The sequence below is a fragment of the Castellaniella sp. WN genome (genome assembly GCF_054457555.1).
The window spans coordinates 1928134-1954354 of the sequence record NZ_JBTKZC010000001.1 but is presented as its reverse complement, the minus strand read 5'-3'; the positions used below and the strand labels follow the sequence as shown (position 1 = coordinate 1954354).

The following is a 26221-nucleotide window of genomic DNA, read 5'->3' as shown; positions in this document are numbered from 1 at the left end:
TACAATGAGGTCTTCCCTCGTCTCTCTCGCCTGGATCGTCCCGTGACCTATCCCGCCTTGCCCCATCCCATCGAATCCTATACGCGTGGGGCCGAGTTCGTGCGTTTGCTGGGCCGGCGCATCGTGGTGCTGGACGGAGCCATGGGCACCATGATCCAGCGCTACAAATTGACCGAGGCCGATTTCCGGGGCGAGCGCTTCGCCGATCACGAGCGGGATGTGAAGGGCAATAACGACTTGCTGTCCCTGACCCGGCCCGACGTGATCCGGGAAATCCACCAGGCCTATCTGGAGTCCGGCGCCGATGTGGTGGAAACCAATACTTTCGGCGCCACCCGGGTGGCGCAGGGCGATTACGGCTTGCTGGACATCGCCTACGACCTCAACGTGGCGGCGGCCCGGCTGGCGCGCGAAGCCTGTGACGCGGCATCCACGCCGGATCATCCGCGCTTCGTGGCGGGGTCGCTGGGGCCGCAGCCCAAGACCGCGTCCCTGTCGCCCGACGTCAACGATCCGGGCGCGCGCAACGTCACCTTCGAAGAACTGCGCGCGGCCTATACGGAACAGATCAACGGCCTGATCGATGGCGGGGTGGATATCCTGCTGGTCGAAACCATCTTCGACACGCTGAACGCCAAGGCGGCCATCTTCGCCATCGAAACCGTTTTCGAGGAACGCGGCATCCGCCTGCCGGTGATGATCTCCGGCACGGTGACCGACGCGTCCGGGCGCATCCTGTCGGGCCAGACAGTCGAAGCCTTCTGGAATTCCGTGCGTCACGCGCGCCCCGTCACCATCGGCCTGAACTGCGCCCTGGGCGCGGCGCTGATGCGCCCCTATGTGGCGGAGCTGTCCAAGCTCTGCGATACCTACGTCTGCGTCTACCCCAACGCCGGCCTGCCCAACCCGATGGCGGAAACGGGCTTCGACGAGACGCCCTCGGACACCTCCGGCCTGCTGGAGGAATTCGCCCGGGCCGGGCTGGTGAACGTGGTGGGCGGCTGCTGCGGCACCACGCCGGATCACATCCGTGAAATCGCCCGCAAGGTGCGCGCCCTGCCGCGCCGCCAGCCGCCCGTCATCCCCGTCAAGACCCGCCTGTCGGGCCTGGAACCGCTGAACTTCGATCGCGAGACGCTGTTCATCAACGTGGGCGAGCGCACCAACGTGACGGGCAGCAAGATGTTCCTGCGCCTGATCCGCGAGGAAAAATTCGACGAGGCCTTGTCCGTGGCCCGCCAGCAGGTCGAGAACGGCGCCCAGATCATCGACGTGAACATGGACGAGGGCATGCTCGATGCGCTGGCCCTCATGCCGCGTTTCCTGAACCTGCTGGCGTCCGAGCCGGATATTTCGCGCGTGCCGGTGATGATCGACAGTTCGAAGTGGCCGGTGATCGAGGCCGGCCTGCGCTGCGTGCAGGGCAAGTGCGTGGTCAACTCGATCTCCATGAAGGAAGGTGTCGAGCCCTTCATCGAGCAGGCGAAGCTGTGCCGCAAATACGGGGCCGCCGTGGTGGTCATGGCGTTCGACACCGACGGCCAGGCCGACAACCTGCAGCGGCGCATCGACATCTGCTCCAAGGCCTACGACATCCTCGTCAACCAGGTGGGCTTCCCGCCCGAAGACATCATTTTCGATCCCAATGTCTTCGCCATTGCCACGGGACTGGAGGAACACAACCGCTACGGCCTGGATTTCATCGAAGGCGTGGGCTGGATCACGGACAATCTGCCGCATGCCCGCACTTCCGGCGGCATCTCGAACGTCAGCTTCTCGTTCCGGGGCAACGAGGCCATGCGCGAGGCCATTCACGCCGTCGTGCTGTATTACGCCACCCGGCGCGGGCTGACCATGGGCATCGTCAACGCCGGTCAGTTGGGTGTCTATTCCGAGCTCGATCCCAAGGTGCGGGATCTGATCGAGGACGTCGTCTTCAACCGCGAAGAGCCGCTGGGCAAGACCGACCCGGCCGACGAGCGCACCTCCACCGAGCGCCTGGTCGAACTGGCGGATACGCTGCGCGGCGCGGGCAAGAAAAAGGAAGAAGACCTGACGTGGCGCCAGGGCGCGGTGCGCGAGCGCCTGACCCATTCCCTGGTGCATGGCATCACGACCTTCATCGTCGAGGACACGGAAGAGGTCCGCGTCGAAATCGACGCGGCCGGCGGGCGCACCATCGAGGTCATCGAAGGGCCGCTGATGGACGGCATGAACGTCGTGGGCGACCTGTTCGGCGCGGGCAAGATGTTCCTGCCCCAGGTGGTCAAGTCCGCGCGCGTGATGAAACAGGCCGTGGCGCATCTGCTGCCGTTCATCGAAGAGGAAAAGCGCCTGCTGGAGGAGGCCGGCGGCGACGTGCGGTCCAAGGGCAAGATGGTCATCGCCACGGTCAAGGGCGATGTGCACGACATCGGCAAGAACATCGTCACCGTGGTCCTGCAATGCAACAACTTCGAGGTCGTCAACATGGGGGTCATGGTGCCGTGCGCCAAGATCCTGGACATGGCCAAGGAAGTCGGGGCGGACATGGTGGGCCTGTCGGGCCTGATCACGCCCAGCCTGGAGGAAATGGCCTACGTCGCTTCCGAAATGCAGCGCGACCCGTATTTCCGCGAGCGCAACATCCCCTTGCTGGTGGGCGGCGCCACCACCAGCAAGGTGCACACGGCCGTGAAGATCGCCCCCAACTACGACGGCCCGGTGATCTATGTGCCCGACGCCAGCCGGTCGGTGGGCGTGGCCACCAGCCTGATGTCCGATCAGGTCGATACGTATCTGAAGGAAGTCGCCGACGAGTATGAGCTGGTGCGCCATCGCCACGCCAACCGCCAGGCCACGCCGATGCTGACCATCGGGCAGGCGCGCGCGGCCAGGCCTGCGATCGACTGGGCGAACTATGCGCCGCCCCGGCCGAAGTTCGTTGGCCGGCGGGTGTTCAAGCACTACGACCTGCACGAGATCCTGAAATTCCTGGACTGGACCCCGTTCTTCCAGTCCTGGGGCCTGATGGCGCAGTTCCCGGCCATCCTGACCGACACGGTCGTGGGCGAGGAGGCCGGCAAGCTCTATGCGGAGGGCCAGGCCATGATGAAGCGCATCGTCGAAGGCCGCTGGCTGACGGCCAACGGCATCGTCGCCTTCTACCCCGCCAACAGCGTCAACGACGACGACATCGAAATCTACCGCGACGAGACCCGCCGCGAGGTGCTGCTGACCTGGCGCGGCGTGCGCCAGCAGACGGCCAAGCGCGACGGAGTGGACAACAAGTGCCTGGCCGACTATATCGCGCCCCGGGATTCGGGCGTGACCGACTACATCGGCATGTTCGCGGTCACGGGCGGCATCGGCATCGAGAAATACGAAAAGCAGTTCCAGGACGCCGGGGACGATTATTCCGTCATCATGCTCAAGGCCCTGGCCGACCGCCTGGCCGAGGGCTTCGCCGAGACCCTGCATGCCCGGGTGCGCCGCGACCTGTGGGGCTACGTGCCCGACGAATCCCTGTCCAACGAGGCCATTATCGACGAGCAATACCAGGGCATCCGCCCCGCGCCCGGCTACCCGGCCTGCCCGGAGCACATCGTCAAGCGGGAGATGTTCGACCTGCTGGATTGCGGCGAGATCGGCATGCAACTGACCGAAGGGTTCGCCATGATGCCCGCCTCCAGCGTCTGCGGCTTCTACCTCAGCCATCCGCGGGCCACGTATTTCAACGTTGGCAACATCGGCGCCGACCAGGTGGCCGATTACGTCCGCCGCACGGGGCGCGACGAGGACGACGTGCGCCGTACCCTGGCCAGCGTGCTGCGCTGATGATGGGCACAGGGCGTCGCGTCGGGCCGGGAGGGGCGGCGGCATGCCCGCCCGACGGCGGTTCCGGAGACGATCGTGCCGCGCGATGATGCGGCCCGCCGCCGGGAACTGGGCGCCTTCCTGCGCAGCGCCCGGGCGCGGGTCGTCCCGGCCGACCACGGCTTGCCGCCCGGGGTCCGGCGCCGCACGCCGGGCCTGAGGCGTGAGGAAATCGCCCATCTGTGTGGCATCAGCACCACCTGGTACACCTGGATCGAGCAGGGGCGCGAGGTATCCGTGTCCGTGGACGTCTGGTGCCGCCTGGCCGAGGCCCTGCGGCTGGCGCGCGCCGAGCGGCACTATCTGTTCAGCCTGGCCGAATGCGCCGACCCCGAGGCCGGCCGCCTGGACGCGATCGCCCTGCCCGACGGTCTGCAGGATTGTGTCGACAGCATCCGCTGCCCGGCCTACGTGCTGGACCAGTCCTGGAATGTGCTGGCCTGCAACGCCGCCCTGTTGCGGGTATTCGACGGCTGGCCCGCGCGCGGGCAGCCCAACCTGCTGCGCTACATCTTCCTGGATCCGGCCGCGCGCACGCTGGTGGTGGACTGGGAAGAGCGCGCCAGCCGCGTGGTGGCCGAATTCCGCGCCGACGTGGCGGCGCTGGCGGGCGAACCGGGCATCGGAGCGCTGGTGGCCGAGCTGCAGACCGGCAGCCCCCTGTTCGCCCGGGCCTGGACGCGGCAGATCGTGGTGGACCGGGAAGGCGGTTTGCGCGAATTCCAGCACCCGGCGGACGGCCGGCTGCGCTTCCGGCAGTTCACCTTCCGGCTGGCGATCAGGCAGGACTGCAAGCTGGTGATGCTGCTGGACTAACTCCGCGCCCGCAACTGGTTGCCCGCGTGCGCCGGCAGGCGCCGGAAGGACAGGGCCGAGGCGGCCACGATCAGGGCGATGACGGCGAACCCCCACATCACGTCGACGCGGTCGGCCTCGACGCCGCCGCGCAGCGTCATGCTGAAGTTCAGCGTCACCGCCGCGCAGGCCACTCCCAGGCTGATGCCCATCTGCTGAGCCGTGGCGGCGAAGCTGCTGGCGCGGCTCATCTGGGCGGCGTCCAGGTCGGCGTAGGTCAGGGCGTTGATGGCGGTGAACTGCAGCGAACGGAAGAAGCCTCCGACCAGCAGGACCGCCACCATGGTCCAGATCGGCGTGTCGGCCTTGAACAGGGCGCAGGCGGCGATGAAGACCGCCGCGATCAGGGCGTTGGCGACCAGCACGCGGCGGAAGCCGAAGCGGCGCACGATGGGCGTGGCCACCAGTTTCATGAGCATCGCCCCCGCAGCCGAGGTGAAGGTGATCATCCCGGCCGAAAACGCCGACAGGCCGAAGCCCACCTGCAGCAGGATGGCCAGCAGGAAGGGCGAGGCGCCGACGGAGAAGCGGCACAGATTGCCTCCCAGCACCGACACGGCGAAGGTCTGGGTGCGCAGCAGGCTCAGGTCGATGATGGGATAGTCGGCGTGGCGGGCATGGCGGACGTACAGTGCGCCGCAGCCCAGGCCCAGGGCCAGCAGCCCCAGGGCCGGCCGGATGCCCAGGCTGCCGTGGCCGGCGGCTTCCAGGCAGGTCATCAGGGCCGCCATGGCGACGCCGCTGAGCAGGAAGCCGGCGGTGTCCAGCCGGGGTCGGCCATCGGGCACGTCGCGGGTGATCCAGCGCCGCACCATGGTGATGCCCAGGGCGCCCACGGGGATGTTGATCAGGAAGATCCAGTGCCAGGACGCGTAGGTGACCAGGAAACCGCCGACCGGCGGGCCGATGACCGGCCCCAGCAGGGCGGGGATGGTCAGGAAGGCCATGGCCTTGAGCAGCTCGGCCTTCGGGATGCGGCGCAACAGGATGATGCGTCCGACCGGCACCATCATGGCGCCGGCGGCTCCCTGGACGACCCGGGCGGCGACCAGCTGGCCCAGGGTGCCGCTGGCTGCGCAGGCGACGGAACTCAGGGTGAACAGCGCGATGGCCGCCAGGAACACGGCGCGCGCGCCGAACCGGTCCGCCGCCCAGCCGCTGACGGGCACGAATACCGCCGTCGCCAGGAGATAGGACGTGATGGTGACGTTCATGTGCACCACCGTGGTACCGAAATCCGCCGCCATGGCGGGCAGGGCGGTGGCGACGACGGTCGAATCCAGCATCTGCATGAACAGCGCGCAGCCCACGATGAAGGGGATCATCCGGATTTCTCGGGATGAGGCGGCTGGCGGGGTGGAACCGCGGGGTGAGGATTCTGGCATGGGCGGGCTGAAGGGCGGCCGAGTGCAGTAAACTTGGGCGCAATCGGTCATGGAGATCGTCTACGGCACTATTATGGCAAACAACTACACCTCGGAACTGACCCAATTCCTGAACCAGTACAAATCGGGGCATCCCGACACTGAAACGCGCCAGCGCGCCGGCCGCGCCCGCCTCTGGGACAAGGATCTGGATCCGGAGTTGCAGGAAGGCTTCCGGACGGCCCGTGTGCCCCAGGATCCCTACGTCTACTACCAGAAGGCCTGAACAGGCCCCGGGCCTCATGCCGCCCCGGCCGCCCGATCCCGGGCTGGACGCCCTGATGGCGCCCACGGAAGACAGCACTCCGGACGTGGTCGATCACGTCGCCTTGGCGCGCCTGTATGGCGAGCCGCTGTTCGCCATTCCCCAGGATCTTTATATCCCGCCCGACGCGCTCGAAGTCTTTCTGGAAGCCTTCGAGGGTCCGCTGGACCTGCTGCTCTACCTGATCCGGAAACAGAACTTCAACGTGCTCGACATCCCCATGGCCGAGGTCACCGCCCAGTACCTGGCCTATGTCGAGCAGGTGCGGCGCTCCAATCTGGAACTGGCGGGCGAATACCTGCTGATGGCGGCGCTGCTCATCGAGATCAAGTCGCGCATGCTGCTGCCGGTGCGCCAGTCCGACAGTGGCGAGGAAGCCGAGGATCCGCGCGCCGAACTGGTGCGCCGCCTGCTGGAATATGAGCGCATGAAGCTGGCGGCCCGGCAACTGGATGAAATGCCGCGGGTGGGACGCGATTTCCTGGTGGCGCACGCCGCAGCCGATTTCGAGGTCGCGCGGCTGCTGCCGGAAGTCTCGCCGGACGATCTGCGCGAGGCCTGGGCCGCGATCATGCACCGGGCGCGCCTGAACGCCAGTCACCGCATCACCCGCGAACAACTGTCCGTGCGCGACCACATGAGCCACATCCTGCGCCGCCTGTCGGACGTGCGCTTCATGGAATTCACCGAATTGTTCCTGGAGCGCATCCGCATGGGAGAACCGGCCGCCGTCATCGTGGTCCATTTCCTGGCGCTGCTGGAGCTGGCCCGCGAATCCCTATTGGAAATCACCCAGGCGGCGCCTTACGCGCCGCTGTACGTCAGACTGTCCTACACGCGCTCGGCATGAGGCCGCGCACCGGAGATCCCCTGTGAAAGTCGTCCATTCTGTCGAGGCATTGCGCGATCAGCTGCGTGGCCAGCTGCGCGTGGCCTTCGTGCCCACCATGGGCAATCTGCATGCCGCGCATCTGTCGCTGATGCGGCTGGCGCGCCAGCATGGCGATCCCGTGGTGGCCAGCATCTTCGTCAACCGGCTGCAATTCGGCCCGAACGAGGACTTCGACCGCTACCCCCGCACCCTGGCCGAGGATATCGAGAAGCTCGAAGCCGAGCGCGACGTCTACGTGCTGTTCGCGCCCGACGAGCGGGAACTGTATCCCGAGCCGCAGAATTTCCGCATCCAGCCCGGCGAAGCCCTGGGCAAGATCCTGGAGGGCGAGTTCCGGCCCGACTTCTTCATGGGCGTCAGCACCGTGGTGCTGAAGCTGTTTTCCTGTGTCCAGCCGCGCGTGGCCGTGTTCGGCAAGAAGGACTACCAGCAGTTGATGGTGGTGCGCGCCATGTGCCGCCAGTTCCAGCTGCCGGTGGAGATCCTCGCCCACGAGACCGTGCGCGATGCCGATGGTCTGGCGCTGTCCTCGCGCAACCGCTATCTCAGTCCGCGGGAACGGGCCGAGGCTCCCAATCTGTACGGCCTGTTGCAGCGGGTGCGCGACCAGGTCCAGAGCGACGGCGTGGATGCCGCCACGGCGGAAGGTCGGGCCATGCAGGTCCTGCGCGAGCGCGGCTGGGATCCCGACTACGTCGCCGTGCGCCGCCAGCGCGACCTGCAGCCCCCCACGTCCGGGGAGATCCACGAAGGCGAACCCCTGGTCGTGCTGACGGCCGCCCGCCTGGGCGCGACGCGGCTGATCGACAATCTGGAGTTTTAGGAACCTCCGAACAGGTCGAGCGGAAAGCGGGCGCCGCGGATCGGGATGGGCTGCAAGGCGCGAACCGCCCGAGCCTGCGGATGCGCGCGGCGCGAGGACTTGTTTAGAGGTTCCCTAGGCGCGGCAAGCTGTCAGAACTGACAGGTGCGCTCCCCACGTGGGTCGTGCAGAATCCTTCTGCATGCGACAACATATACAGGGGGGAGCATCCATGCTGGAGGAAAGCGATTCGGTCCAGGAATGCCCGGACAGCCGGGAAACGCCGCTGGGCCGCCTGACGATCCGCGAGCGGGAAGTGACGGACCATCTCACGCGGGGGCGATCCAATAAATACATCGCCGTCGAACTCGGGGTCACGCAGCGCACGGTTGAAGCCCATCGGGCACGGATATTCCAGAAACTGCACGTGCGCAACGCAGTCGAACTGACCCGGTATTGCCTGTCCGGGGGCTTGGGCGAGTCCGGGCCCGGCGCGGGCGACGCCGGAGCGTCCGCCCGGGGAACCGGGCTTATCGCGCGGTGCAGGTTTCGGCCGGCTTCCCGGCCAGTTCCTGGATGGGGTCGATATCCGCCTGGCGGGTCAGCCGGGATTCCAGCAGGGGCGCCTGGCCGTTCAGCCGGGTCAGGCGCAGGACGTTCGACTGGATGAATTCCAGCGTGGCGTAGGCCTGGTCCCCGGTCTGCAGGACGATGCGGGCCGGGTCGGTGGACACCAGGTGCCAGCAACCCAGGGCGGTGGTGGCGGCGGTGCCGTCCAGCGGCGCGCTGCGGGCGCGCCACTGGCCGTCCGGCGCCAGGGTCAGGGTCATGCGGCGCGCCGGGCAGGCTTGCTGTCCGGCGGGGCATGCGACGGTGCCCAGGTAAGTCCGGGTCTCGGCCAGTTCCTGCGGGATTGCTCCGGGGCCGGCCGGGCGGGTGGCTTGAACGGCCGTGTCCGCCGTGCCGGCCCCGGTGTCGCCGCGCTCCGGCGCCGGTTTCTTCTGGCTGTCGGCGCCGAATCCGAATTGCAGCTGCGCGGGGGCGACCGTGTCGGCGTCGCCCTGGGCGCGATGCCGGGCATCGGATGCCGTGTCGCCGCGCGGGACGTCGTAGAAGCCGGGCCCGCGCGGCTGGGCGCAGGCGGTCAGCAGGGCCAGCAGGGCCAGGCTGAGCAGGCGGGGGATCATGTGGGTGAGGGCGCGCGGCATGGTCATGACGGACAGGATCGTGAAGCCGCCATTCTACGCATTTGCAGGAGGCTTGGCGATGGGATTCGGGACGATGGCCGGGGGGACGGGCGGTGTGCTCGAGGGGCTGGCGCCTCTGGTCGCGGCCGCGCAGTGCGCGGCCGGCTGGGGCGTGCCGGGGCTGCCTGTGGCGGCGGGCGGATACCTGGGCGCCTTGCTTGGGCGCTGGGCCCAGGCCTATGCGGATCGCCTGGATGCTGGCGCGCCGGCCACGGCGCGCACGCTGTGGGCCGCGGCGGCGGCCGCCCCGTCGCGGCCCTGGAGGCCGCTCCGGGACGTCGCAATGGCGTCGTCGCTGGGATTGATGGCGGGACTGCTGGCGACCATCGGCGATTCCGGGTTCGTGCTGCTGGCCCTGGTCCTGGCCGCGCTGGCCTGGATCGATGCGCGCAGCGGCCTCCTGCCGGACGCGCTCACCTTGCCGCTGATGGTGGCAGGCTGGCTGCTGGGTGCCGGGGGTCCCGGGTCCGCGGCCGGCGCGTCCGCCCTGGCCTGGGCGGGCCTGGCCGGCATGGCCTGGCTGTACCGTCGAGTGCGCGGGCGGGATGGTTTCGGCGGCGGCGACGTGAAGTGTCTGGCGGCACTGGCGGGTTGGCTCGGGCTGGAAGCCGCCGCCGGCATCCTCTGGCTGGCTTGCGTGCTGGGACTGCCCGGCTGCCTGGGCCGGCGTGGCGGCTGGCGGCGGCCGTATCCCTTCGGGCCCTGCATCGCCCTGGCGGCTGGCGCGTGGATGGCGGCTCCGCTTGCGGTACATTCATGGTTCTGAATTCGTCGCACGGGGATGCCATGTTTTCCATCGGCCTGACCGGGGGTATCGGCTCGGGTAAGTCCAAGGTGGCCGACTGGCTGGCCGAATGGGGCGCGGCGGTCATCGACACAGACCGGATCTCCCACGACCTGACGGCGCCGGGCGGCGCCGCGATCGGACCGCTGCGGGCGGCGTTCGGCGCGGATGCGATCGGTCCGGACGGGGCCATGGACCGCGACTGGATGCGCGCGCGCGCCTTCGCCGATCCCGCGGCGCGGCGGCGGCTGGAATCCGTGCTGCATCCCCTGATCGGCCAGGCCGTGCTGGACCAGGCGGAGGAAGCCCGGGGGCTCTACCTCGTGCTCGTCGTGCCTTTGCTGGTCGAGTCCGGTCGCTGGCGCGACCGGGTGGATCGTATTTGCGTGGTCGATTGCGATCCGGAGACCCAGGTGCGCCGGGTACAGGCGCGCAGCGGGCTGACGCGCGGCACCATTGAGCGTATCATGTCCGCTCAGGCGTCCAGGGCGGACCGCCTGGCGGCGGCCGACGACGTCATCGTCAATGATGAATCGACCGACCTGGATGCGCTGCGTCGGCGCGTGCTCCAGCTTCATCGGGCCTGGAGCGGCCATGCCTCCCGGCTGGCGGCCGGGCGCACTACTCATGGATAGGGTCTTTTGCGCGTGATTCTGTACGAGTATCCCTGCAATGAACGTGTACGTACCCTGCTGAGGGTCGAATACCTGTTCGACCGCCTGTTCTTTTTCGCCCGGGGCGAAGACGCCCATTGCCACCAGATCGCCATGGGCACGCTGTTCGATCTGCTGGACGTTTGCGAACGCGCCGATGTCCGGACGGCGGTCCTCCAGGACATGGACCGCCATCGTTCCGCCTTGTCGGCCTTGCGCGAGCACCCCGGCGTCGACAGCGTCACGCTGGACAGGCTCCTGGCGGAAATCCAGGCGGTGTCCGCGGCGCTGGCGGGCCAGGGCCGCATCGGCCAATGCCTGCGCGAAAACGAGTGGCTCGCCAGTCTGCGCGGGCGGATCACGGTGCCGGGTGGATCCTCGCCGGTCGACATGCCTTCCTACTATTCCTGGCAGCTGAAGCCGGCCGACACGCGGGCCGCCGACCTGCGCGGCTGGATCGAGCCGCTGATGCCGCTGCACCGGGCCATGGCCCTGATCCTGCAGTTGCTGCGCGATGCCGGGGATGCCCGGGACCAGCTGGCGGGCCAGGGCGCCTACCAGGAGATGCTGGGCGGCAAGTCCTTCCAGCTGCTGCGCGTCTGGGTCGATCCGGCCCTGGGCGTCTTCCCGGAAGTCAGCGCCAACAAATACGTCATCTGGGTGCGCTTCTCCGCACAGGACAATGAACTCAAGCCCCAGCCGGTCGGCCGCGACGTCGCCTTCCGCCTGGCTCGCTGCAATCTGTAGGACCCCATCATGGCCCATGTAACGACGCGGCCTCGAGGCGCGCGCCGCAGGATCCTGGCGTGGGCGGCAGCCTGCGGGCTGACAGCGTTCGCCCTGTGGTATTTCTGGCCGGGTGGTGCCGGCGGTCCGGGTGGGGGCGGCGGGCGAGGGTTCCGGATGGGCACGCAGGCAACGCCGGTTTCCGTCGCGCGGGTCGAATCGGGACGGATCGACCGCACCCTGCGGGCGCTGGGCACCGTGACACCGCTGGCGACCGTCACCATCCGCGCGCGCGTGGACGGCCCGCTGCAATCGGTGAATTTCGCCGATGGCCAGGCCGTGCGGGCCGGCGACGTCCTGGCGGTGATCGATCCCCGGCCCTTCCGCGTCCAGCTGGACCAGGCCCTGGGTCAGCAGATGCAGCATGCCGCCCAACTGGAGCAGGCGCGCCGCGACCTGGCCCGGTACGAGCAATTGTTCAAGCAGGATTCGGTGGCCCGCCAGCAGCTGGATTCCGCCCGCGCCCAGGTGCGCGAGTTCCAGGGGCAGGCGAAGTCGGACCAGGCGGCGGTGGACGACGCCCGCCTGCAACTGGGCTACACGGAAATCCGCGCCCCCGTGGATGGGCGCCTGGGCCTGCGCAAGGTCGATGCGGGCAACATGGTCCGCGCTTCCGACGCCGACGGTCTGGTGGTGTTGACGCAGAGCCGGCCGATCGACGTGGTCTTCTCCATTCCCCAGACCCGCCTGCCGGCCCTGCTGGAGGCGCGCCGCGCTGAACCCGGCTTGCGGACGCGCCTGTTCAGCGACGCCGCCGGGACGGCGCTGGCCACCGGGACCCTGGTGGCGGTGGACAACCAGATCGACGTGACGACCGGGACCGTCCAGCTCAAGGCCCGCTTCGACAATGCCGACGAATCCCTGTTTCCCAACCAGTTCGTCCAGGTCCGCTTGCGCCTGGGGACGCAGGAAGGCGCGACGCTGCCCCTGCGCGCGGTGCAGCGCGGTTCTCAAGGCGAATACGTCTATCGGCTCGACGCCGGAGGCAAGGCCCGGGTCGTGCCGGTCACGACCGGGGTGGACGACGGCGAGCGGGTGGTGATCGAGTCCGGCCTGCGGGCGGGAGACACGGTGGTGGTCGAAGGCACGGACCGGCTGCGCGACGGCAGCGAGGTGGAGATCGTCGCGCCAGAGGCCGCGGACGCTGGTGCCGGTGCCCGATCCGGCGTCAAGCCCGGCGCGGAGACCGCCGGCCCGGAAGGGGCGCGGACCAGTGACGGCGCCGCCAAGGCGCCGGCCGGGTCGGCGAAGCCGCGCCGGGGCTAGGGCCTGTTCACACTAATCAAGGAGTCGCGAAGGCATGAAAAATTTGGCTGAACAAGGCGCCTGGCGCAGCGCGTATGTCCATACGCGCAAGACGGGCAACGCAGGGCAGGCGGATTTTTCATGCCTTCCCGAAGGGTTGGGCCTGGGCGCCGCCGCCCGCTGCATTGTCCATCCTCGCAAGACATTGAGTCTTGCTGCGGTGGACGCCTTGCGCTCGACAGCGCCCAGTCCCAACGCGATCCCCTTGATTAGTGTGAACAGGCCCTGGGCTTCGTGAACCTGTCGCGCCTGTTCATCCTGCGGCCGGTCGCCACGACCCTGGCGATGGTTGCGCTGGCGCTGGCGGGCCTGCTGGCCTATCGCGAATTGCCGGTGTCGGCGCTGCCTCAGGTCGATTTCCCCACTATCCAGGTCACCACCCTGTATCCGGGCGCCGGCCCGGACGTCATGACCGCGCTGGTGACTTCACCGCTGGAGCGCCAATTCGGCCAGATGCCGGGCCTGTCGCAGATGCTGTCCACCAGCTCGGGGGGGTCGTCTCGCATCACACTGCGCTTCGACCTGGGTCTGCCGCTGGACGTGGCCGAACAGGAAGTACAGGCGGCGATCAACGCGGCCTCGAACCTGCTGCCCTCGGACATGCCCTCGCCGCCGATCTACAGCAAGATCAATCCGGCCGACGCTCCGGTGATGACCCTGGCGGTGACTTCCCCCACGCTGCCGCTGCCCCAGGTGCGCGACCTGATCGAGGTGCGCGTGGCGCAGAAGCTGTCCCAGATCAGCGGCGTCGGGCTGGTCAGCGTGGCCGGGGGCCAGCGGCCGGCCGTGCGCATCCAGGTCGATCCCCAGGCTCTGGCCGCGCACAAGCTGACGCTGGCCGACGTGCGCAAGGCCGTGACCCAGTCCAACGTCAACCAGCCCAAGGGCAACCTGGACGGCCCGCAGCGCTCGATCACCATCAGCGTCAATGACCAGCTCAAGGACCCCGCCGAATACGAGCGCCTCATCCTGGCCTACGAGAACGGCGCGCCGCTGCGCCTGGGCGACGTGGCGCGGGTGCGCCGCGCGGCGGAAAACCTCGACCAGGCCGCCTGGTTCGGTCAGACGCCCGCCATCCTGCTGAACATCCAGCGCCAGCCTGGCGCCAACGTGATCGAGGTGGTGGACCGTGTGCGGGCCCTGTTGCCCGGCTTGCGGGCCACCCTGCCCACCGGCGTGGATCTGCAGGTGGCTGCCGACCGCACGCACACGATCCGCGATTCCGTGGCCCACGTGCAGATCGAGATGCTGCTGGCCATCGCCCTGGTGGTGGCGGTGACCTTCGTGTTCCTGCGCACCTGGCGGGCCACCCTGATCCCCGGCGTGGTCGTGCCGCTGTCCCTGGTCGGGACCTTCGCGCTGATGGCGCTGCTGGGCTTCAGCGTCAACAACCTGACCCTGATGGCCCTGACCATCGCCACCGGCTTTGTGGTGGACGACGCCATCGTCATGATCGAGAACATCGCCCGGCACATCGAGGAAGGCGAGACCGCGATGGCGGCCGCGCTGCGCGGGTCCAGGCAGATCGGCTTCACGCTGGTGTCGCTGACCTTGTCGCTGATCGCGGTGCTGATCCCGCTGCTGTTCATGGCCGACGTGGTCGGGCGGCTGTTCCGCGAGTTCGCCGTCACCCTGGCCGTGGCCATCCTGCTGTCGCTGCTGATTTCCCTGACGCTCACGCCCATGATGTGCGCGCGCATGCTGCGGCCGGAATCGGAAGAAAAGCATGGGCGCTTCCTGAGGTATGCCGGCTCACGGCTGGATGACCTGATCGCCGCCTACGACCGGGGGCTGACCTGGGTCCTGGCGCATCAGCGGGCGACCCTGTGGGCGGTCGTGGCGACGCTGCTCGTCACGGCGGGCCTGTATGTCGCCATCCCCAAGGGCTTCTTCCCGCAGCAGGATACGGGGGCGTTGCAGGCCATCACCCAGGGGCCGCAGTCGGCCTCGTTCCAGGTCATGAGCCGCCTGCAGCGGCAGGCCGCCGAGCGGGTGCTGGACGATCCGGCGGTGGCCTCGGTGGCGTCTTTCATCGGTATCGACGGCGACAATACCACGCTGAACACCGGGCGCCTGCAGATCACGCTCAAGCCGCTGGCCGAGCGCCGGGACAGGGCGGGCGCCGTGATCGAACGCCTGCGGACGGCCCTGCGGCCGGTCGTGGGCCTGGAGGCCTGGATGCAGCCGGTGCAGGAACTGTCCGTCGAGGATCAGGTCAGCCGCGCCCAGTTCCAGATGACGCTGTCCGGCCCGGATGAGGCCGCGCTGGCGTCCTGGACCCCCCGGCTGGTGGACGCCCTGCGCGCGCTGCCGGGACTGCGCGACGTGGCCGGAGACCTGCAGGACCGGGGCCTGGCGCTGGCCGTGTCGGTGGACCGCGACGCGGCGGCTCGGATGGGCGTTACCCAGGCGTCGATCGATGACGCCCTGTACGACGCCTTCGGCCAGCGGCTGATCTCCACGATCTACACGCAGTCGGCCCAGTACCGGGTGGTGCTGGAGGCCGATGCGACCCTGCTCGACGGTGGCCCCGCGGCGCTGGAGCACCTGCACGTGCCGACGGCCTCGGGCGGGGTCACGCCGCTGTCCAGCGTGGCGCGCTTCGAGCCCGGGCTGGCGCGCCTGGCCGTGCAGCGCCTGGACCAGTTCCCGGCCGCCACCGTGTCGTTCAGCCTGGCGCCGGGTACCGCTCTGTCGGACGCCGTGCGGGCCATCGAATCGACGCGCGCCGAGCTGGGCGTGCCGGGCTCCATCGAGGTCCGCTTCCAGGGTGCGGCCCAGGCCTTCCAGTCCTCGCTGTCGAGCACGCTGTGGCTGCTGCTGGCGGCCGTGGTGACCATGTACATCGTGCTGGGGGTGCTGTACGAAAGCCTGATCCATCCGGTCACCATCCTGTCCACGCTGCCTTCGGCGGCCATCGGGGCCCTGCTGGCGCTGTGGCTGGGCGGGGCGGAGCTGGACATGATCGGCGTCATCGGCATCATCCTGCTGATCGGCATCGTGAAGAAGAACGCCATCCTGATGATCGATTTCGCGCTGGACGCTCAGCGCGAGCGCGGCCTGGGGCCGCAGGCCGCGATCCACGAGGCCGCCCTGCTGCGCTTCCGGCCCATTCTGATGACGACCCTGGCGGCCTTCTTCAGCGCCATTCCGCTGATGCTGGCGTCCGGCTCGGGGGCGGAGCTGCGCCAGCCCTTGGGCCTGGCCATGGTGGGGGGACTGTTGTGCAGCCAGGTGCTGACGCTGTTCACCACCCCCGTGATCTACCTGCTGTTCGAACGCCTGAGCCGCCGGCGGGCGGCGGGCGGCGGCTGACATGCGGTTCTTCGCCCTGTTCCTGCGCCGGCCGGTGGGCACGTCCCTGCTCTGCCTGGCGCTGGTCCTGGCCGGGGCGCTGGCGCTGCGCTTTCTGCCGGTGGCGCCGCTGCCGCAAGTGGACTTTCCGATGATCTCGGTCTCGGCCTCGCTGCCGGGGGCCAGCCCGGAGACCATGGCCTCCAGCGTGGCCATGCCGCTGGAGCAGTCGCTGGGCGCGATCGCCGGACTGGACAGCATGAGCTCGCGCAGCAGCGAGGGCCAGACCGACATTTCCCTGATGTTCGAACTGGACCGCGACATCAACAGCGCCGCGCGCGACGTCCAGGCCGCCATCAACGCCGCGCGGCCCATGCTGCCCTCGGGCATGCGCAACAATCCCACCTACCGCAAGGTGAACTCCTCGTCCTCGCCCATCATGACGCTGGCGCTGACCTCGGACACCGCCACGCGCGGCGAGCTCTACGACCTGGCGTCCACCGTGCTGGCGCAGAAGCTGGCGCAGGTCAACGGCGTGGGGCAGGTGACGCTGGGGGGCAGTTCGCTGCCGGCCGTGCGGGTGCTGGTGGACCCGCGCGCGCTGGAATCCATGCGGATCCCGCTGGACCGCGTGCGCCAGGTCCTGCAGGACGTGAACTCGCTGCGTCCCGGCGGGCGGGCGCGACGCGGCGACATCCAGTGGCAGATCCATTCCAACGGACAGCTGCGCAAGGCCGCCGACTACGCTCCCCTGATCGTGGAATGGCGCGACGGCCGCCCGGTGCGGCTGAGCGATGTGGCGCGGATCGAGGACTCGGTCGAGGACACCAACCAGGTCGGCTATTTCAACGATCGCCCCGCCGTGCTGATGATCGTCCGCCGCCAGGCCGATGCCAATATCATCGAGACCGTCGACGCCATCCGCGCGCTGCTGCCGGAATTCCAGGCGCTGCTGCCGGAGCGGGTGCGCCTGACCGTGGCCCAGGACCGCACGCCCAGCATCCGGGCCTCGCTGTTCGAGGCCGAGCTGACCCTGGTGCTGTCGGTCGCGCTGGTGGTGGCCGTGGTGCTGGCCTTCCTGGGCAACTGGCGCGCCGCCCTGATCCCGGCCGTCGCCGTGCCGGCTTCGCTGGTCAGCGCCTTCAGCCTGATGTGGTGGTTCGGCTTCACCCTGAACACGATTTCCCTGATGGCCTTGATCGTGGCCACCGGCTTCGTCGTGGACGACGCCATCGTGGTGCTGGAGAACATCATGCGCCACGTGGAGCGCGGCATGCGCCCGGCGCGCGCCGCCCTGCGCGGCGTGACCGAGGTCGGTTTCACCGTGCTGGCCATGAGCCTGTCGCTGATCGCTGTCTTCATTCCCCTGTGGCTGGTGGGCGGCCTGGTGGGGCGGTTGTTCAAGGAATTCGCCGTCACCCTGTCGGTGGCCATCGGCGTGTCGCTGCTGGTGTCGGTGACGCTGACGCCGGTCATGGCGGCGCGCCTGCTGCGCGCGCCGGCCGCGCACGAGCCGCCGCCCCGGAGTCTGCCGCGGCGGTGGCTGCGGCGTTGCGGCCAGGCGGGCGAGGCCGCCTACCGGCGGTCGCTGCGCTGGTCGCTGGACCACGGGCGCATCGTGCTGCTGCTGCTCCTGGCCACGGTGGGCCTGAACGTGTATCTGTACGCCAGCATTCCCAAGGGCTTCTTTCCGCAGCAGGACACGGGCCAGCTGATGGGCTTCTTCCGCGTCGACACCGGCACATCCTTCGTCGAGACCCAGGCCCGGCTGGACGCGTTCCGCCGCGTGCTCCTGGCCGATCCGGCGGTGGATACCGTCACCGCCTACGCCGGCGGGCGGGGCGGCAGCAATTCCAGCTTCATCCAGGTGCAGCTCAAGCCCCTGGGCGAGCGCGCGGCCAGCGCCAACGATGTCGTCAATCGTCTGCGGCCCCGCTTCGAGCACACGCCCGGGGCGCGCATGTTCCTGGTGCCGCAGCAGGATATTTTCGTGGGCCACTCCTCGCGGTCGGGTTCCTATTCCTACGTGCTGATGGGCAGTGACCTGGCCCTGTTGAGTCAGTGGCTGCCGCGCGTGCGCAACGTCCTGGCCGCCCTGCCCGAGTTGGTGGACGTGGACGACGATGTCGAGGACAAGGGGCGCCGGGTGGAACTGGTCGTCGATCGGGACGCCGCCCGACGCATGGGCGTGCAGATGGCGGACCTGGCGGGAGTGCTGAACAATGCCTTCAGCCAGCGCCAGGCGGCCGTGCTGTACGGCACCCTGAACCAGTATCACGTCGTCATGGCGGTGCAGCCCCAGTACGCCCGGGACCTGCATTCGCTGCAGGCCCTGCAGGTGATCAACGCCGCCGGCGAGCGCGTCCCCCTGACGGCCTTCACCCGGATCACCGAGGGCACCGCGCCGCGCGCGGTCAACCACGAGGGCCTGCTGGCGGCCGATTCGGTGTCCTTCGGCCTGGCGCCCGGCGTGTCCCTGGACCAGGCGCTGACGGCCATCGACCGGGCCGTGGCGCGCATCGGCCTGCCGACGCAGGAGCTGCAGGGGGGGCTGGACCAGAGCGCCGGCATGATGCGCGACGCGGTGGCGCGGCAGCCCTGGATGCTGGCGGCGGCGCTGGTGGCCATGTACCTGGTGCTGGGCATGCTGTACGAGAGCACCATCCACCCGATCACCATCCTGTCCACGCTGCCCTCGGCCGGCGTCGGCGCCCTGCTGGCTCTGCGGCTGGTGGGCATGGAGTTCACCCTGATCGCGCTGATCGGCGTGTTCCTGCTGATCGGCATCGTCAAGAAGAACGCCATCATGATGGTGGACTTCGCCCTGCAGGCGCAGCGGCGTGAGGGCCTGGACCCGCGCGAGGCGATCTACCGCGCCTGCCTGGCGCGCCTGCGTCCGATCCTGATGACCACCCTGTCGGCCATGCTGGGCGCGCTGCCGCTGCTGCTGGCCACGGGGGCGGGGGTCGAAATGCGTCAGCCCCTGGGGCTGACGATCTTCGGCGGCCTGTTGGTCAGCCAGGTGCTCACGCTCTACACTACGCCCGTCGTCTACCTGAGCCTGGATCGCCTGCGTGGATCCCGCCGCCGTGCCTCCCTTCCGCCGCAACAGGAACCTGCCCCCCATGGCTGATCGCGTGTTTCCGCGCCGCGCCGCGCGGACGTTGCTGGCCGCCGCGGCGGCCCTGGCCTTGTCGGCCTGCGCCGTCGGTCCCGACTACCGGCGTCCCGTCCAGGACGTCGGGGCGGCTTACGCCCATGCGCCGGAAGGCCGCTGGATGCCGGCCGACACTCCGCCGCGCGCATTGCCCGCCGACTGGTGGGCCCTGTTCGGCGACGCGGTCCTGGACGACTTGATGGACCGCATGCCCCGGGGGAACCTGGACCTGGCCCAGGCCGAGGCCCAGTTCCGGGAAGCCCGTGCCGCGCTGGATTCGGCGCGCGCCGGCCTGTTCCCGACGCTGGGCGTATCGGGTTCCGTGAACCGGGCGGGGCAGGGCGTGTCCGGGCCGGGCAATCCCGCCAACACCTACAGCCTGTCGGCCACCGCCAGCTGGGAAGTCGACCTGTGGGGCCGCGTGCGGCGCGACGTGGAGGCGGCACGGGCCGGCGAGCAGGCCGGCGCCGCGGACCTGGACGCTATGCGCCTGAGCCTGCGGTCCGCCCTGGCGCAGGCCTATTTCGGCGTGCGTGCCAGTCAGCTGCAGGACGCCCTGCTGGCCCGCACGCTGGACGAATATACGCGCGCGCTGGAAATGACGCGCAATCGCCTGGCGGCGGGCGTGGCGTCCCCGGCCGACGTGGCGGCGGCGTCCGCGCAGCTGGACCAGGCCCGCGCCCAGCGCATCCGCCTGGGCTGGCAGCGCGAGCAGCAGATCCATGCCATTGCGGTGCTGCTGGGCCAGGTGCCGGCGAGTTTCCGCCTGTCCGGCGGCGCCGGCCTGCCGGCGGTGCCCGACGTGCCGGTGGGCGTGCCCTCGGCCCTGCTGCTGCGGCGCCCCGACGTGGCGGGCGCCGAACGGCGGGCGGCGCAGGCCAACGCGCGCATCGGCGTGGCGCAGGCCGCCTGGTTCCCCGATCTGACTCTGAGCGCCCAGGGCGGCTACCGGGCGGCGGAGTTCGCCTCGTGGATCATGGCGCCCGCCCGTTTCTGGACTCTGGGGCCGGCCCTGGCGGCGAGCCTGTTCGACGGCGGCGCGCGCGCCGCCGCCGTGGCTTCCGCCCGCGCGGCCTACGACGCCCAGGCGGCCGCCTACCGCAAGACCGTCCTGGACGCCTTGCGCGAGGTCGAGGATGCGCTGATCCAGTCGCAGGCGCTGGCCGAGGAACAGGCCGCCCGGGATCGCGCGCTGGCGGCGGCCCGCGAGACCCTGCGCCAGGTCACCAACCAATACCGGGCCGGCCTGGTGGACTACCTGAGTGTGGTCCAGGCGCAGACCAGCGCCCTGAGCGCCGAGCAGACCGCGCTGGACGTGCGCGCCGAGCGTCTGACGGTCTCGACGCAACTGATCGCCGCCCTGGGCGGCGGTTATTCGTTCAACTGACCAGCAGACCCCGGATCGCCGCGATCCCGTGCGCGCCGTGCCGGCGCGCGGTGTCCAGCGTGTCCAGCGACTGGCCGCCGATGGCGAAGACCGGCCGGCCGGCGGCGTCCGCCAGGACGCGGAACCGGTCCCAGCCCAGGGCCGGGAGGCCGGAGTGGCTGTCCGTGTCCAGCGCGTGCCCCAGCACCACGAAATCGGCCTGGAGCTGGCGCGCGCATTCGATGTCCTCCGCCGTATGGGCGGAGACCCCCAGCCAGCCCGGCGGCCTCGTATCGTCCCGCAGGATGCGCGCGGCGTCGGCGGCTCGCAGCTGTACGCCGTCGGCCTCGGACCACCAAGCGGACGGGTGGGCGCTGTTGACCAGGCAGCGCGCCCCATGCTGGCGGCACAGGGCCAGCACGGCCAGGAAGGCCTCGCGCAGCGAGGCCGGATCGCCTTGCCAGTCCGGCTCGCGGAACTGTACCAGCCGCAGCCCGCGCAGCAATTCCCGGCGCAGTCCAGCCAGCCAGTCGGCCAGCCGGTCGGGCTGGCCGATCCGGCTGACGCGGTAGCGCGTGGGCAGGCGCAGCCAACGCAGCGGCGGGGCGGCGGCCGGCAGCAGCGAACCGCCACCCGGGCCGATGGGGTGTTCGGATTCGTCCAGACGGATCTCCCAGGGATCCACCCAGTCCAGCGCCTGGTTCTCGCGGCCGTGAGGCTCGCCTTCCCAGGCGGTCACCTGGCAGAAGGCCAGTTCGACGATGGTCTTGGGGTATTCGTGCACGTGCACGACCCAGGGGTAGACGCAGGTGGCCTGGATGCCCAGTTCCTCGTCCAGTTCGCGCACCAGCGCCTGCTCGACGGTCTCGCCGGCCTCGATCTTGCCGCCCGGGAATTCCCACCAGCCGGGCCAGGCCTTGCCTTCCGGACGCTGGCCCAGCAGCAATCGGCCCCGGGGGTCGATGATCAGGCCGGCGGCCACGCGGATGTAGGGTTTGGAGTCAGTCATGGCGGATCGGAAACAGGGTCGTGGAGGCGGATGGGACGGCGTCAGACATGGCGGGCCGCCCAGTCGCGCGCAAACTGGCGCGCCACCCGTCCGGACCGGGAGCCGCGTTCCAGCGTCCATTGCAGGGCCTCGGTGCGCGCGTCCCGGATCTGGGCCTCGTCGCAGCCGTGGACCCGCAGCCAGTGGCCCACGATGTCCAGGTAGTCGTCCTGGGCGAAGGGGTAGAACGACAGCCACAGGCCGAAGCGTTCCGACAGGGAGATCTTTTCCTCGACGGTTTCCCCGGGATGAATTTCGCCGTCGGGCTGGTGCCGGGCTTCCAGGTTCTCGTGCATGTATTCCGGCATCAGGTGGCGCCGGTTCGAGGTGGCGTAGATCAGCAGGTTGTCTCCCGGCGAAGCGACCGAGCCGTCCAGCGCGGATTTCAGCGCCTTGTAGCCGGCCTCGCCTTCTTCGAAGGACAGGTCGTCGCAGAATACGATGTAGCGTTCCGGGCGGTCGTGGATGAGCTCGATGATGTGGCCCAGGTCCCCCAGATCGGACTTGTCGATTTCGATCAGACGCAGGCCCCGCTCCGCGTGCGCGTCGAGCAGCGCCCGCACCAGGGAACTCTTGCCCGTGCCGCGCGCGCCGGTCATCAGGACGTTGTTGGCCGGCTTGCCGTCCAGAAAGGCCCGCGTGTTGCGTTCGAGGACCGCCTTCTGTCGGTCGATGTGCCGCAGGTCGTCCAGGTGGATGGGGGCGATGCGGCGGACGGCTTCGAGCCAGCCGCGCGCGCCCCGGCGCTGCCAGCGGTAGGCATGGGCCGCCCAGTCGATGGCGGGCGGCGCGGGCGGCAGCCAGGCCTCGATCTGGGCCAGCACGCCCATCGCCCGGTCCATCAGCGCCTGCAATCGATCGTCTGCCACGGAGTTCTCCTGAATGTGATGCGGAAAGTATAATCTGGCTCTTTGCGGCCGCCTCTGGCGGGCGCCCATCAGCATCCGGGTCCGTCTTGAAATTCTCAGAACTGTTCGCTCCCATCGTGTCCGACATGCGGGCGGTCGACGCCGTCATCCGCGCCCGCCTGGATTCCGAAGTCGTCCTGATTCGCACCATCGGCGATTACATCGTCGGCGCCGGCGGCAAACGCATGCGCCCGGCCATGGTGCTGCTGGTGGCGGGGGCGCTGGGCTACCGGGGCGACAACCACCACCGTCTCGCCGCCGTGGTGGAGTTCATCCACACCGCCACCCTGCTGCACGACGACGTGGTGGACGAGTCCGACATGCGCCGCGGCCGCGAGACGGCCAACGCCGTGTTCGGCAATGCGGCCAGCGTGCTGGTGGGCGACTACCTGTATTCGCGCTCGTTCGAGATGATGGTCGAGTCCGATTCCATGGCCGCCATGGCGGTGCTGTCGGCGGCCACCACCATCATCGCCGAGGGCGAGGTCCTGCAGCTGCTGAACGTGCATGACCCGGACGTGTCCCTGGACCGCTACCTGCAGGTCGTGCGCTACAAGACCGCGAAGCTGTTCGAGGCCGCCGCCCAGGTGGGGGCCATCATTTCCGGCGCCGCGCCGGAACAGGAGGCCGCCGCGGCCGCTTACGGCCGGCACATCGGCACGGCCTTCCAGCTGATCGACGACGTGCTGGACTACAGCGGCGATGTCCAGGCCCTGGGCAAGAACGTGGGCGACGACCTGCGCGAAGGCAAGCCCACCCTGCCGCTGATCCGGGTCCTGGAAACCGGTACGCCCGAACAGCGCGCCCTGATCCGCGGCGCCATCGAGACCGGCGACGCCGACTTCGAGGCGGTGGCGCGCGCCATCCACGCCACCGATGCGCTGGACTACACCCGTCAGGCGGCCCGTGCCGAGGCCGATCTGGCCCGCGAGGCGCTGTACGCCTTCCCGGATTCCGTTTATCGGGAAACTCTGCTAAAATTCTGTGCTTTCGCGGTCGAGCGAGACCGTTGAAATCTTCCCGTTAGCGTGTGTTTGCCTGGTTTTCGCCGGGCCGGACATCCGCCTCAAGCAGCACCGTCGGGGTGTAGCTCAGCCTGGTAGAGTACTACGTTCGGGACGTAGGAGTCGCATGTTCGAATCATGTCACCCCGACCATTCATTCTGGCAAAGACGCACGGCTTCCGGTCGTGCGTCTTTGTTTTGGGCAGTACCCATGGGATCGTATGAAAAACCCATATAGGGTATATTTGTACCTGAAATGGGTACAAAGACCGCCGATCCTCAGCACGTCAGCCTTGCCGACGCCTTGTTTGCCCGCACCCGGCAGCGCGTGTTGGCGATCCTGTTCGGCCATCCAGATCGCAGCTTTTATGCCAACGAGGTCATCAGTCTGGCGAATAGCGGGTCTGGCGCCGTACAGCGGGAATTGGCCGCCTTTGTCGCCAGCGGCTTGCTGACGGTACGGCGTATTGGGCATCAGAAGCACTATCAGGCGAATCCGCATTCGCCGATTTTTACCGAGTTGTGTGCGATCACGCGCAAGACGGTGGGTCTTGCGGAACCGTTGCGTCAGGCGCTCGCGCCCCTGGGGCAGCGCATCAAGGCGGCCTTTGTGTATGGGTCGGTTGCCAAGGGGACCGATACGTCGGCCAGTGATATCGACCTGATGGTGATCGGTGACGATATCGACTATGCCACGGTGTTTGCCGTGTTGGGCAATGTCGGCATGGTCCTGGGCCGGGAAGTGAACCCGACCATTCTGTCCACGTCCGAGTTTCATCAGCGTCTGGCACGCGTAGAATCCTTCCTGACTCGTGTCCTGGCGCAGCCCAAGACCTGGATCGTAGGAGGGGCGGATGACCTCGGCATTTGAAAGTCTGGTGGGGCCAGGCAGACCCTTGCGGGAGGAGCGGCCCGATGCCAATGAGTTCGAGGGTCTGAAGCGTTCGGCGGGTGCCAGGCTTCGCGACGCGCTGAATCCCGCCCTTGCGGTTGAAAGCCGATTTGACCTGGCCTATAACGCGGCTCACGCCTTGTGTCTTGCCGCATTACGTTGGCATGGCTATCGCGCCGCGAATCGGTATGTCGTGTTTCAACTCTTGTCGGATACGCTGGGTCTTGGTCCGGAGGTCTGGCGTGTGCTGGCGAAATGTCACAACATTCGGAACCTGGGCGAGTATGAAGGGGATCTGAATGTGGATGACCGGATCGTGGCGGACTTGATTACAGCGTGTCAGGCCGTGTTGGACAGAGTGACTGCGCTGTCGCCTATTCGATGAAGCAGCCTGGATCGGGGCTGTGTCGGTGTCTGGCTCACTTTCTCGTGAGCCGCAGCAATCCCGCGTCGGCGCCGTCCTCGATCACCCAGACCGCGCCGTCGGGCGCCACCGCCACGTCGCGGATGCGCCGGCCCAGCGGCCAACGGTCCGCCTGACGGGTATTGCCGTCCGCATTGAACGTCACGCGTACCAGACCCTCGGCGCGCAGGCCGCCGATCAGGGCCGAGCCCCGCCAGGCGGGGAATTCCGCGCCCTGGTAGAAGACCAGTCCGGCTGGCGCGATCACCGGTGTCCAGTAGAGCGCGGGCGCGTCGAACTCCGGCCGGGTGGCGTGCCGGGGAATGGGCCGGCCGCTGTACTGGTCCCCGTTCGAGACTTCCGGCCAGCCGTAGTTGCCGCCGTGCCGGATCCGGTTCAGCTCGTCGCCGCCGCGCGGCCCCATCTCATGTTCCCACAGCGTGCCGTCCGGCGCGAAGGCCAGGCCGTAGGGATTGCGGTGGCCCGTGCTCCAGGTCAGGGCGCGGATGCCGGCCTGTCCGGCCATGGGGTTGTCCGGCGGTGCCGAGCCGTCCGGGTTCAGGCGCAGGATCTTGCCTCGGGCGGCATCGGGATCCTGGGCCGTCTCAGGCTCCATCCGGTCGCCGACCGTCAGGAACAGATGCCGTCCGTCGGGCGAAAAGGCGATGATGCCGCCGGGCTGGCCGCCGCGGCTGGCGGGCCGCTGGCGCCACAGGGTCTCCGGGTTCCGCAGGCGCACCCGGCCGCCGGACTCGTCCAGCCGGGCGCGGGCCAGGACCAGCGCGCCGCCGCCGTCCCCGGGCGCCACGCGGGTGAAATACAGCAGGCGGTCCCGGGCGAAGTCCGGCGAGGGGACCGCGTCCAGCAGGCCGTTCTGGCCCCGGTCGTAGACCGCTGGCACACCGTCGACGACGGTGCTGGCGCCGGCCCGCGTGACGAGGAGCATGCGGCCGGCCTTTTCAGTGAGGATCAGGCGCCCGTCGGGCAGGAAGGCGATCGCCCAGGGATGGTCGAAGGCGGCGATCCGCTGTATGGTAAACGGAACGGCCGTGTCCGGCGGGAGCGGACCGGCGTTTGCCGGAGAGGCATTTTCCGGAGACGCGCAGTGGGCGCCGGCTGGCGCCAGGACCAGCAGCGCGGCCAGCGCCAGCAGGGCGGAGAGGGCGGGGCGGTTCGTCATCGTGGGCATGCCTTCCGGAGATCGTCCGATCAGGGTTCCATCTCGATTTATAGTCGGCGGACGTGGGGTCATCAAGGTGTCCGTCGAGATCTATACTCATC

Annotated in this window: 21 protein-coding genes, 1 tRNA gene and 1 pseudogene; 18 read left to right on the top strand and 5 right to left on the bottom strand. The window is 69.0% G+C overall.

Features of this window, described 5'->3' with window-relative positions; translation table 11 throughout:
- Positions 1-42 precede the first annotated feature (42 nt).
- Positions 43-3816 (top strand): methionine synthase, encoded by a 3774-nt coding sequence (gene metH, locus ACTPOE_RS09080; RefSeq protein ID WP_458871884.1) that lies wholly within the window; start codon positions 43-45, stop codon positions 3814-3816.
- A 75-nt stretch (positions 3817-3891) separates the two neighbouring features.
- On the top strand, positions 3892-4671 hold the full coding sequence (locus ACTPOE_RS09075; protein WP_458871883.1) for a helix-turn-helix transcriptional regulator: 780 nt from the start codon (positions 3892-3894) through the stop codon (positions 4669-4671).
- On the opposite strand, the gene ACTPOE_RS09070 is transcribed toward ACTPOE_RS09075, so the two are convergent.
- Positions 4668-6095: a DHA2 family efflux MFS transporter permease subunit gene (locus ACTPOE_RS09070; protein WP_458871882.1), complete on the bottom strand. Its 1428-nt coding sequence runs from the start codon at positions 6093-6095 to the stop codon at positions 4668-4670. The genes ACTPOE_RS09075 and ACTPOE_RS09070 overlap by 4 nt on opposite strands.
- Positions 6096-6168: 73 nt before the next feature.
- On the opposite strand from ACTPOE_RS09070, the gene ACTPOE_RS09065 reads away from it, so the two are divergent.
- From ACTPOE_RS09065 to ACTPOE_RS09050, 4 genes and pseudogenes are all read left to right on the top strand, one after another.
- Positions 6169-6360: a DUF3460 family protein gene (locus tag ACTPOE_RS09065; protein ID WP_458872797.1), complete on the top strand. Its 192-nt coding sequence runs from the start codon at positions 6169-6171 to the stop codon at positions 6358-6360.
- 16 nt (positions 6361-6376) lie between these two features.
- Positions 6377-7249 carry a segregation and condensation protein A gene (locus ACTPOE_RS09060; RefSeq protein WP_458871881.1) on the top strand — a complete coding sequence of 291 codons (873 nt, stop codon included), beginning with the start codon at positions 6377-6379 and terminating at the stop codon, positions 7247-7249.
- A gap of 22 nt (positions 7250-7271) precedes the next feature.
- Positions 7272-8114 (top strand): pantoate--beta-alanine ligase, encoded by an 843-nt coding sequence (gene panC / locus ACTPOE_RS09055; protein ID WP_458871880.1) that lies wholly within the window; start codon positions 7272-7274, stop codon positions 8112-8114.
- 181 nt (positions 8115-8295) lie between these two features.
- Positions 8296-8538 (top strand): annotated as a pseudogene (locus tag ACTPOE_RS09050) (LuxR C-terminal-related transcriptional regulator); the annotation flags it as partial.
- Positions 8539-8623: 85 nt separating this feature from the next.
- Here ACTPOE_RS09050 and ACTPOE_RS09045 read toward each other — a convergent pair.
- Positions 8624-9307: a hypothetical protein gene (locus tag ACTPOE_RS09045; RefSeq protein WP_458871879.1), complete on the bottom strand. Its 684-nt coding sequence runs from the start codon at positions 9305-9307 to the stop codon at positions 8624-8626.
- 52 nt (positions 9308-9359) lie between these two features.
- Between ACTPOE_RS09045 and ACTPOE_RS09040 the strand changes: the two genes are divergently transcribed.
- From ACTPOE_RS09040 to ACTPOE_RS09005, 8 genes are read left to right on the top strand one after another with little or no spacing between them, the layout of a single operon-like run.
- Positions 9360-10106 carry a prepilin peptidase gene (locus ACTPOE_RS09040; RefSeq protein WP_458871878.1) on the top strand — a complete coding sequence of 249 codons (747 nt, stop codon included), beginning with the start codon at positions 9360-9362 and terminating at the stop codon, positions 10104-10106.
- A gap of 20 nt (positions 10107-10126) precedes the next feature.
- Entirely contained in the window at positions 10127-10759 is a 633-nt protein-coding gene (gene coaE / locus ACTPOE_RS09035; RefSeq protein ID WP_458872796.1) for a dephospho-CoA kinase, read from the top strand.
- A 12-nt stretch (positions 10760-10771) separates the two neighbouring features.
- Positions 10772-11524 carry a cell division protein ZapD gene (gene zapD / locus ACTPOE_RS09030; protein ID WP_458872795.1) on the top strand — a complete coding sequence of 251 codons (753 nt, stop codon included), beginning with the start codon at positions 10772-10774 and terminating at the stop codon, positions 11522-11524.
- 9 nt (positions 11525-11533) lie between these two features.
- A complete protein-coding gene (locus ACTPOE_RS09025; RefSeq protein WP_458871877.1) occupies positions 11534-12829 on the top strand; it encodes an efflux RND transporter periplasmic adaptor subunit in 1296 nt (431 codons plus the stop codon).
- Between the two features lie 34 nt (positions 12830-12863).
- Positions 12864-13106, top strand: a complete 243-nt coding sequence (locus tag ACTPOE_RS09020) for a hypothetical protein (protein WP_458871876.1) — start codon at positions 12864-12866, stop codon at positions 13104-13106.
- On the top strand, positions 13103-16183 hold the full coding sequence (locus ACTPOE_RS09015; protein WP_458871874.1) for a multidrug efflux RND transporter permease subunit: 3081 nt from the start codon (positions 13103-13105) through the stop codon (positions 16181-16183). Before ACTPOE_RS09020 ends, ACTPOE_RS09015 begins: the two co-directional genes overlap by 4 nt.
- A gap of 1 nt (position 16184) precedes the next feature.
- A complete protein-coding gene (locus ACTPOE_RS09010) occupies positions 16185-19295 on the top strand; it encodes an efflux RND transporter permease subunit (protein ID WP_458871873.1) in 3111 nt (1036 codons plus the stop codon).
- Positions 19288-20706: an efflux transporter outer membrane subunit gene (locus ACTPOE_RS09005; protein ID WP_458871872.1), complete on the top strand. Its 1419-nt coding sequence runs from the start codon at positions 19288-19290 to the stop codon at positions 20704-20706. The genes ACTPOE_RS09010 and ACTPOE_RS09005 overlap by 8 nt, the downstream gene beginning before the upstream one ends.
- Here the strand turns inward: ACTPOE_RS09005 and ACTPOE_RS09000 are convergent.
- Together ACTPOE_RS09000 and ACTPOE_RS08995 are read right to left on the bottom strand one after the other, a co-directional pair.
- Positions 20699-21694 carry a Nudix family hydrolase gene (locus tag ACTPOE_RS09000; protein ID WP_458871871.1) on the bottom strand — a complete coding sequence of 332 codons (996 nt, stop codon included), beginning with the start codon at positions 21692-21694 and terminating at the stop codon, positions 20699-20701. The two genes, ACTPOE_RS09005 and ACTPOE_RS09000, sit on opposite strands and share 8 nt — an antisense overlap.
- 41 nt (positions 21695-21735) lie before the next feature.
- Positions 21736-22575 (bottom strand): ATP-binding protein, encoded by an 840-nt coding sequence (locus ACTPOE_RS08995; RefSeq protein ID WP_458872794.1) that lies wholly within the window; start codon positions 22573-22575, stop codon positions 21736-21738.
- A 152-nt stretch (positions 22576-22727) separates the two neighbouring features.
- Between ACTPOE_RS08995 and ACTPOE_RS08990 the strand changes: the two genes are divergently transcribed.
- The 4 genes from ACTPOE_RS08990 to ACTPOE_RS08975 all read left to right on the top strand — a co-directional run bounded on the left by ACTPOE_RS08990 (position 22728) and on the right by ACTPOE_RS08975 (position 24922).
- On the top strand, positions 22728-23654 hold the full coding sequence (locus ACTPOE_RS08990) for a polyprenyl synthetase family protein (protein ID WP_458872793.1): 927 nt from the start codon (positions 22728-22730) through the stop codon (positions 23652-23654).
- A 67-nt stretch (positions 23655-23721) separates the two neighbouring features.
- Positions 23722-23798: transfer RNA gene (locus ACTPOE_RS08985), tRNA-Pro, on the top strand.
- Between the two features lie 103 nt (positions 23799-23901).
- Positions 23902-24516, top strand: a complete 615-nt coding sequence (locus ACTPOE_RS08980) for a nucleotidyltransferase domain-containing protein (protein ID WP_458871870.1) — start codon at positions 23902-23904, stop codon at positions 24514-24516.
- Positions 24500-24922 carry a hypothetical protein gene (locus ACTPOE_RS08975; protein ID WP_458871869.1) on the top strand — a complete coding sequence of 141 codons (423 nt, stop codon included), beginning with the start codon at positions 24500-24502 and terminating at the stop codon, positions 24920-24922. The genes ACTPOE_RS08980 and ACTPOE_RS08975 overlap by 17 nt, the downstream gene beginning before the upstream one ends.
- Positions 24923-24956: 34 nt before the next feature.
- Here the strand turns inward: ACTPOE_RS08975 and ACTPOE_RS08970 are convergent, their stop codons facing one another.
- On the bottom strand, positions 24957-26120 hold the full coding sequence (locus tag ACTPOE_RS08970) for a PQQ-dependent sugar dehydrogenase (protein WP_458871868.1): 1164 nt from the start codon (positions 26118-26120) through the stop codon (positions 24957-24959).
- Positions 26121-26221: the final 101 nt, after the last annotated feature.

Bases quoted from the DNA above. Each gene is read 5' to 3' on its own strand.
- ACTPOE_RS09070 (WP_458871882.1), bottom strand. From the start codon at position 6,095: ATGCCAGAATCCTCACCCCGCGGTTCCACCCCGCCAGCCGCCTCATCC.
- ACTPOE_RS09065 (WP_458872797.1), top strand. From the start codon at position 6,169: ATGGCAAACAACTACACCTCGGAACTGACCCAATTCCTGAACCAGTAC.
- ACTPOE_RS09060 (WP_458871881.1), top strand. From the start codon at position 6,377: ATGCCGCCCCGGCCGCCCGATCCCGGGCTGGACGCCCTGATGGCGCCC.
- ACTPOE_RS09045 (WP_458871879.1), bottom strand. From the start codon at position 9,307: ATGACCATGCCGCGCGCCCTCACCCACATGATCCCCCGCCTGCTCAGC.
- ACTPOE_RS09040 (WP_458871878.1), top strand. From the start codon at position 9,360: ATGGGATTCGGGACGATGGCCGGGGGGACGGGCGGTGTGCTCGAGGGG.
- coaE (WP_458872796.1), top strand. From the start codon at position 10,127: ATGTTTTCCATCGGCCTGACCGGGGGTATCGGCTCGGGTAAGTCCAAG.
- ACTPOE_RS09025 (WP_458871877.1), top strand. From the start codon at position 11,534: ATGGCCCATGTAACGACGCGGCCTCGAGGCGCGCGCCGCAGGATCCTG.
- ACTPOE_RS09020 (WP_458871876.1), top strand. From the start codon at position 12,864: ATGAAAAATTTGGCTGAACAAGGCGCCTGGCGCAGCGCGTATGTCCAT.
- ACTPOE_RS09010 (WP_458871873.1), top strand. From the start codon at position 16,185: ATGCGGTTCTTCGCCCTGTTCCTGCGCCGGCCGGTGGGCACGTCCCTG.
- ACTPOE_RS09005 (WP_458871872.1), top strand. From the start codon at position 19,288: ATGGCTGATCGCGTGTTTCCGCGCCGCGCCGCGCGGACGTTGCTGGCC.
- ACTPOE_RS09000 (WP_458871871.1), bottom strand. From the start codon at position 21,694: ATGACTGACTCCAAACCCTACATCCGCGTGGCCGCCGGCCTGATCATC.
- ACTPOE_RS08995 (WP_458872794.1), bottom strand. From the start codon at position 22,575: ATGGACCGGGCGATGGGCGTGCTGGCCCAGATCGAGGCCTGGCTGCCG.
- ACTPOE_RS08990 (WP_458872793.1), top strand. From the start codon at position 22,728: ATGCGGGCGGTCGACGCCGTCATCCGCGCCCGCCTGGATTCCGAAGTC.
- ACTPOE_RS08980 (WP_458871870.1), top strand. From the start codon at position 23,902: ATGGGTACAAAGACCGCCGATCCTCAGCACGTCAGCCTTGCCGACGCC.
- ACTPOE_RS08975 (WP_458871869.1), top strand. From the start codon at position 24,500: ATGACCTCGGCATTTGAAAGTCTGGTGGGGCCAGGCAGACCCTTGCGG.
- ACTPOE_RS08970 (WP_458871868.1), bottom strand. From the start codon at position 26,120: ATGACGAACCGCCCCGCCCTCTCCGCCCTGCTGGCGCTGGCCGCGCTG.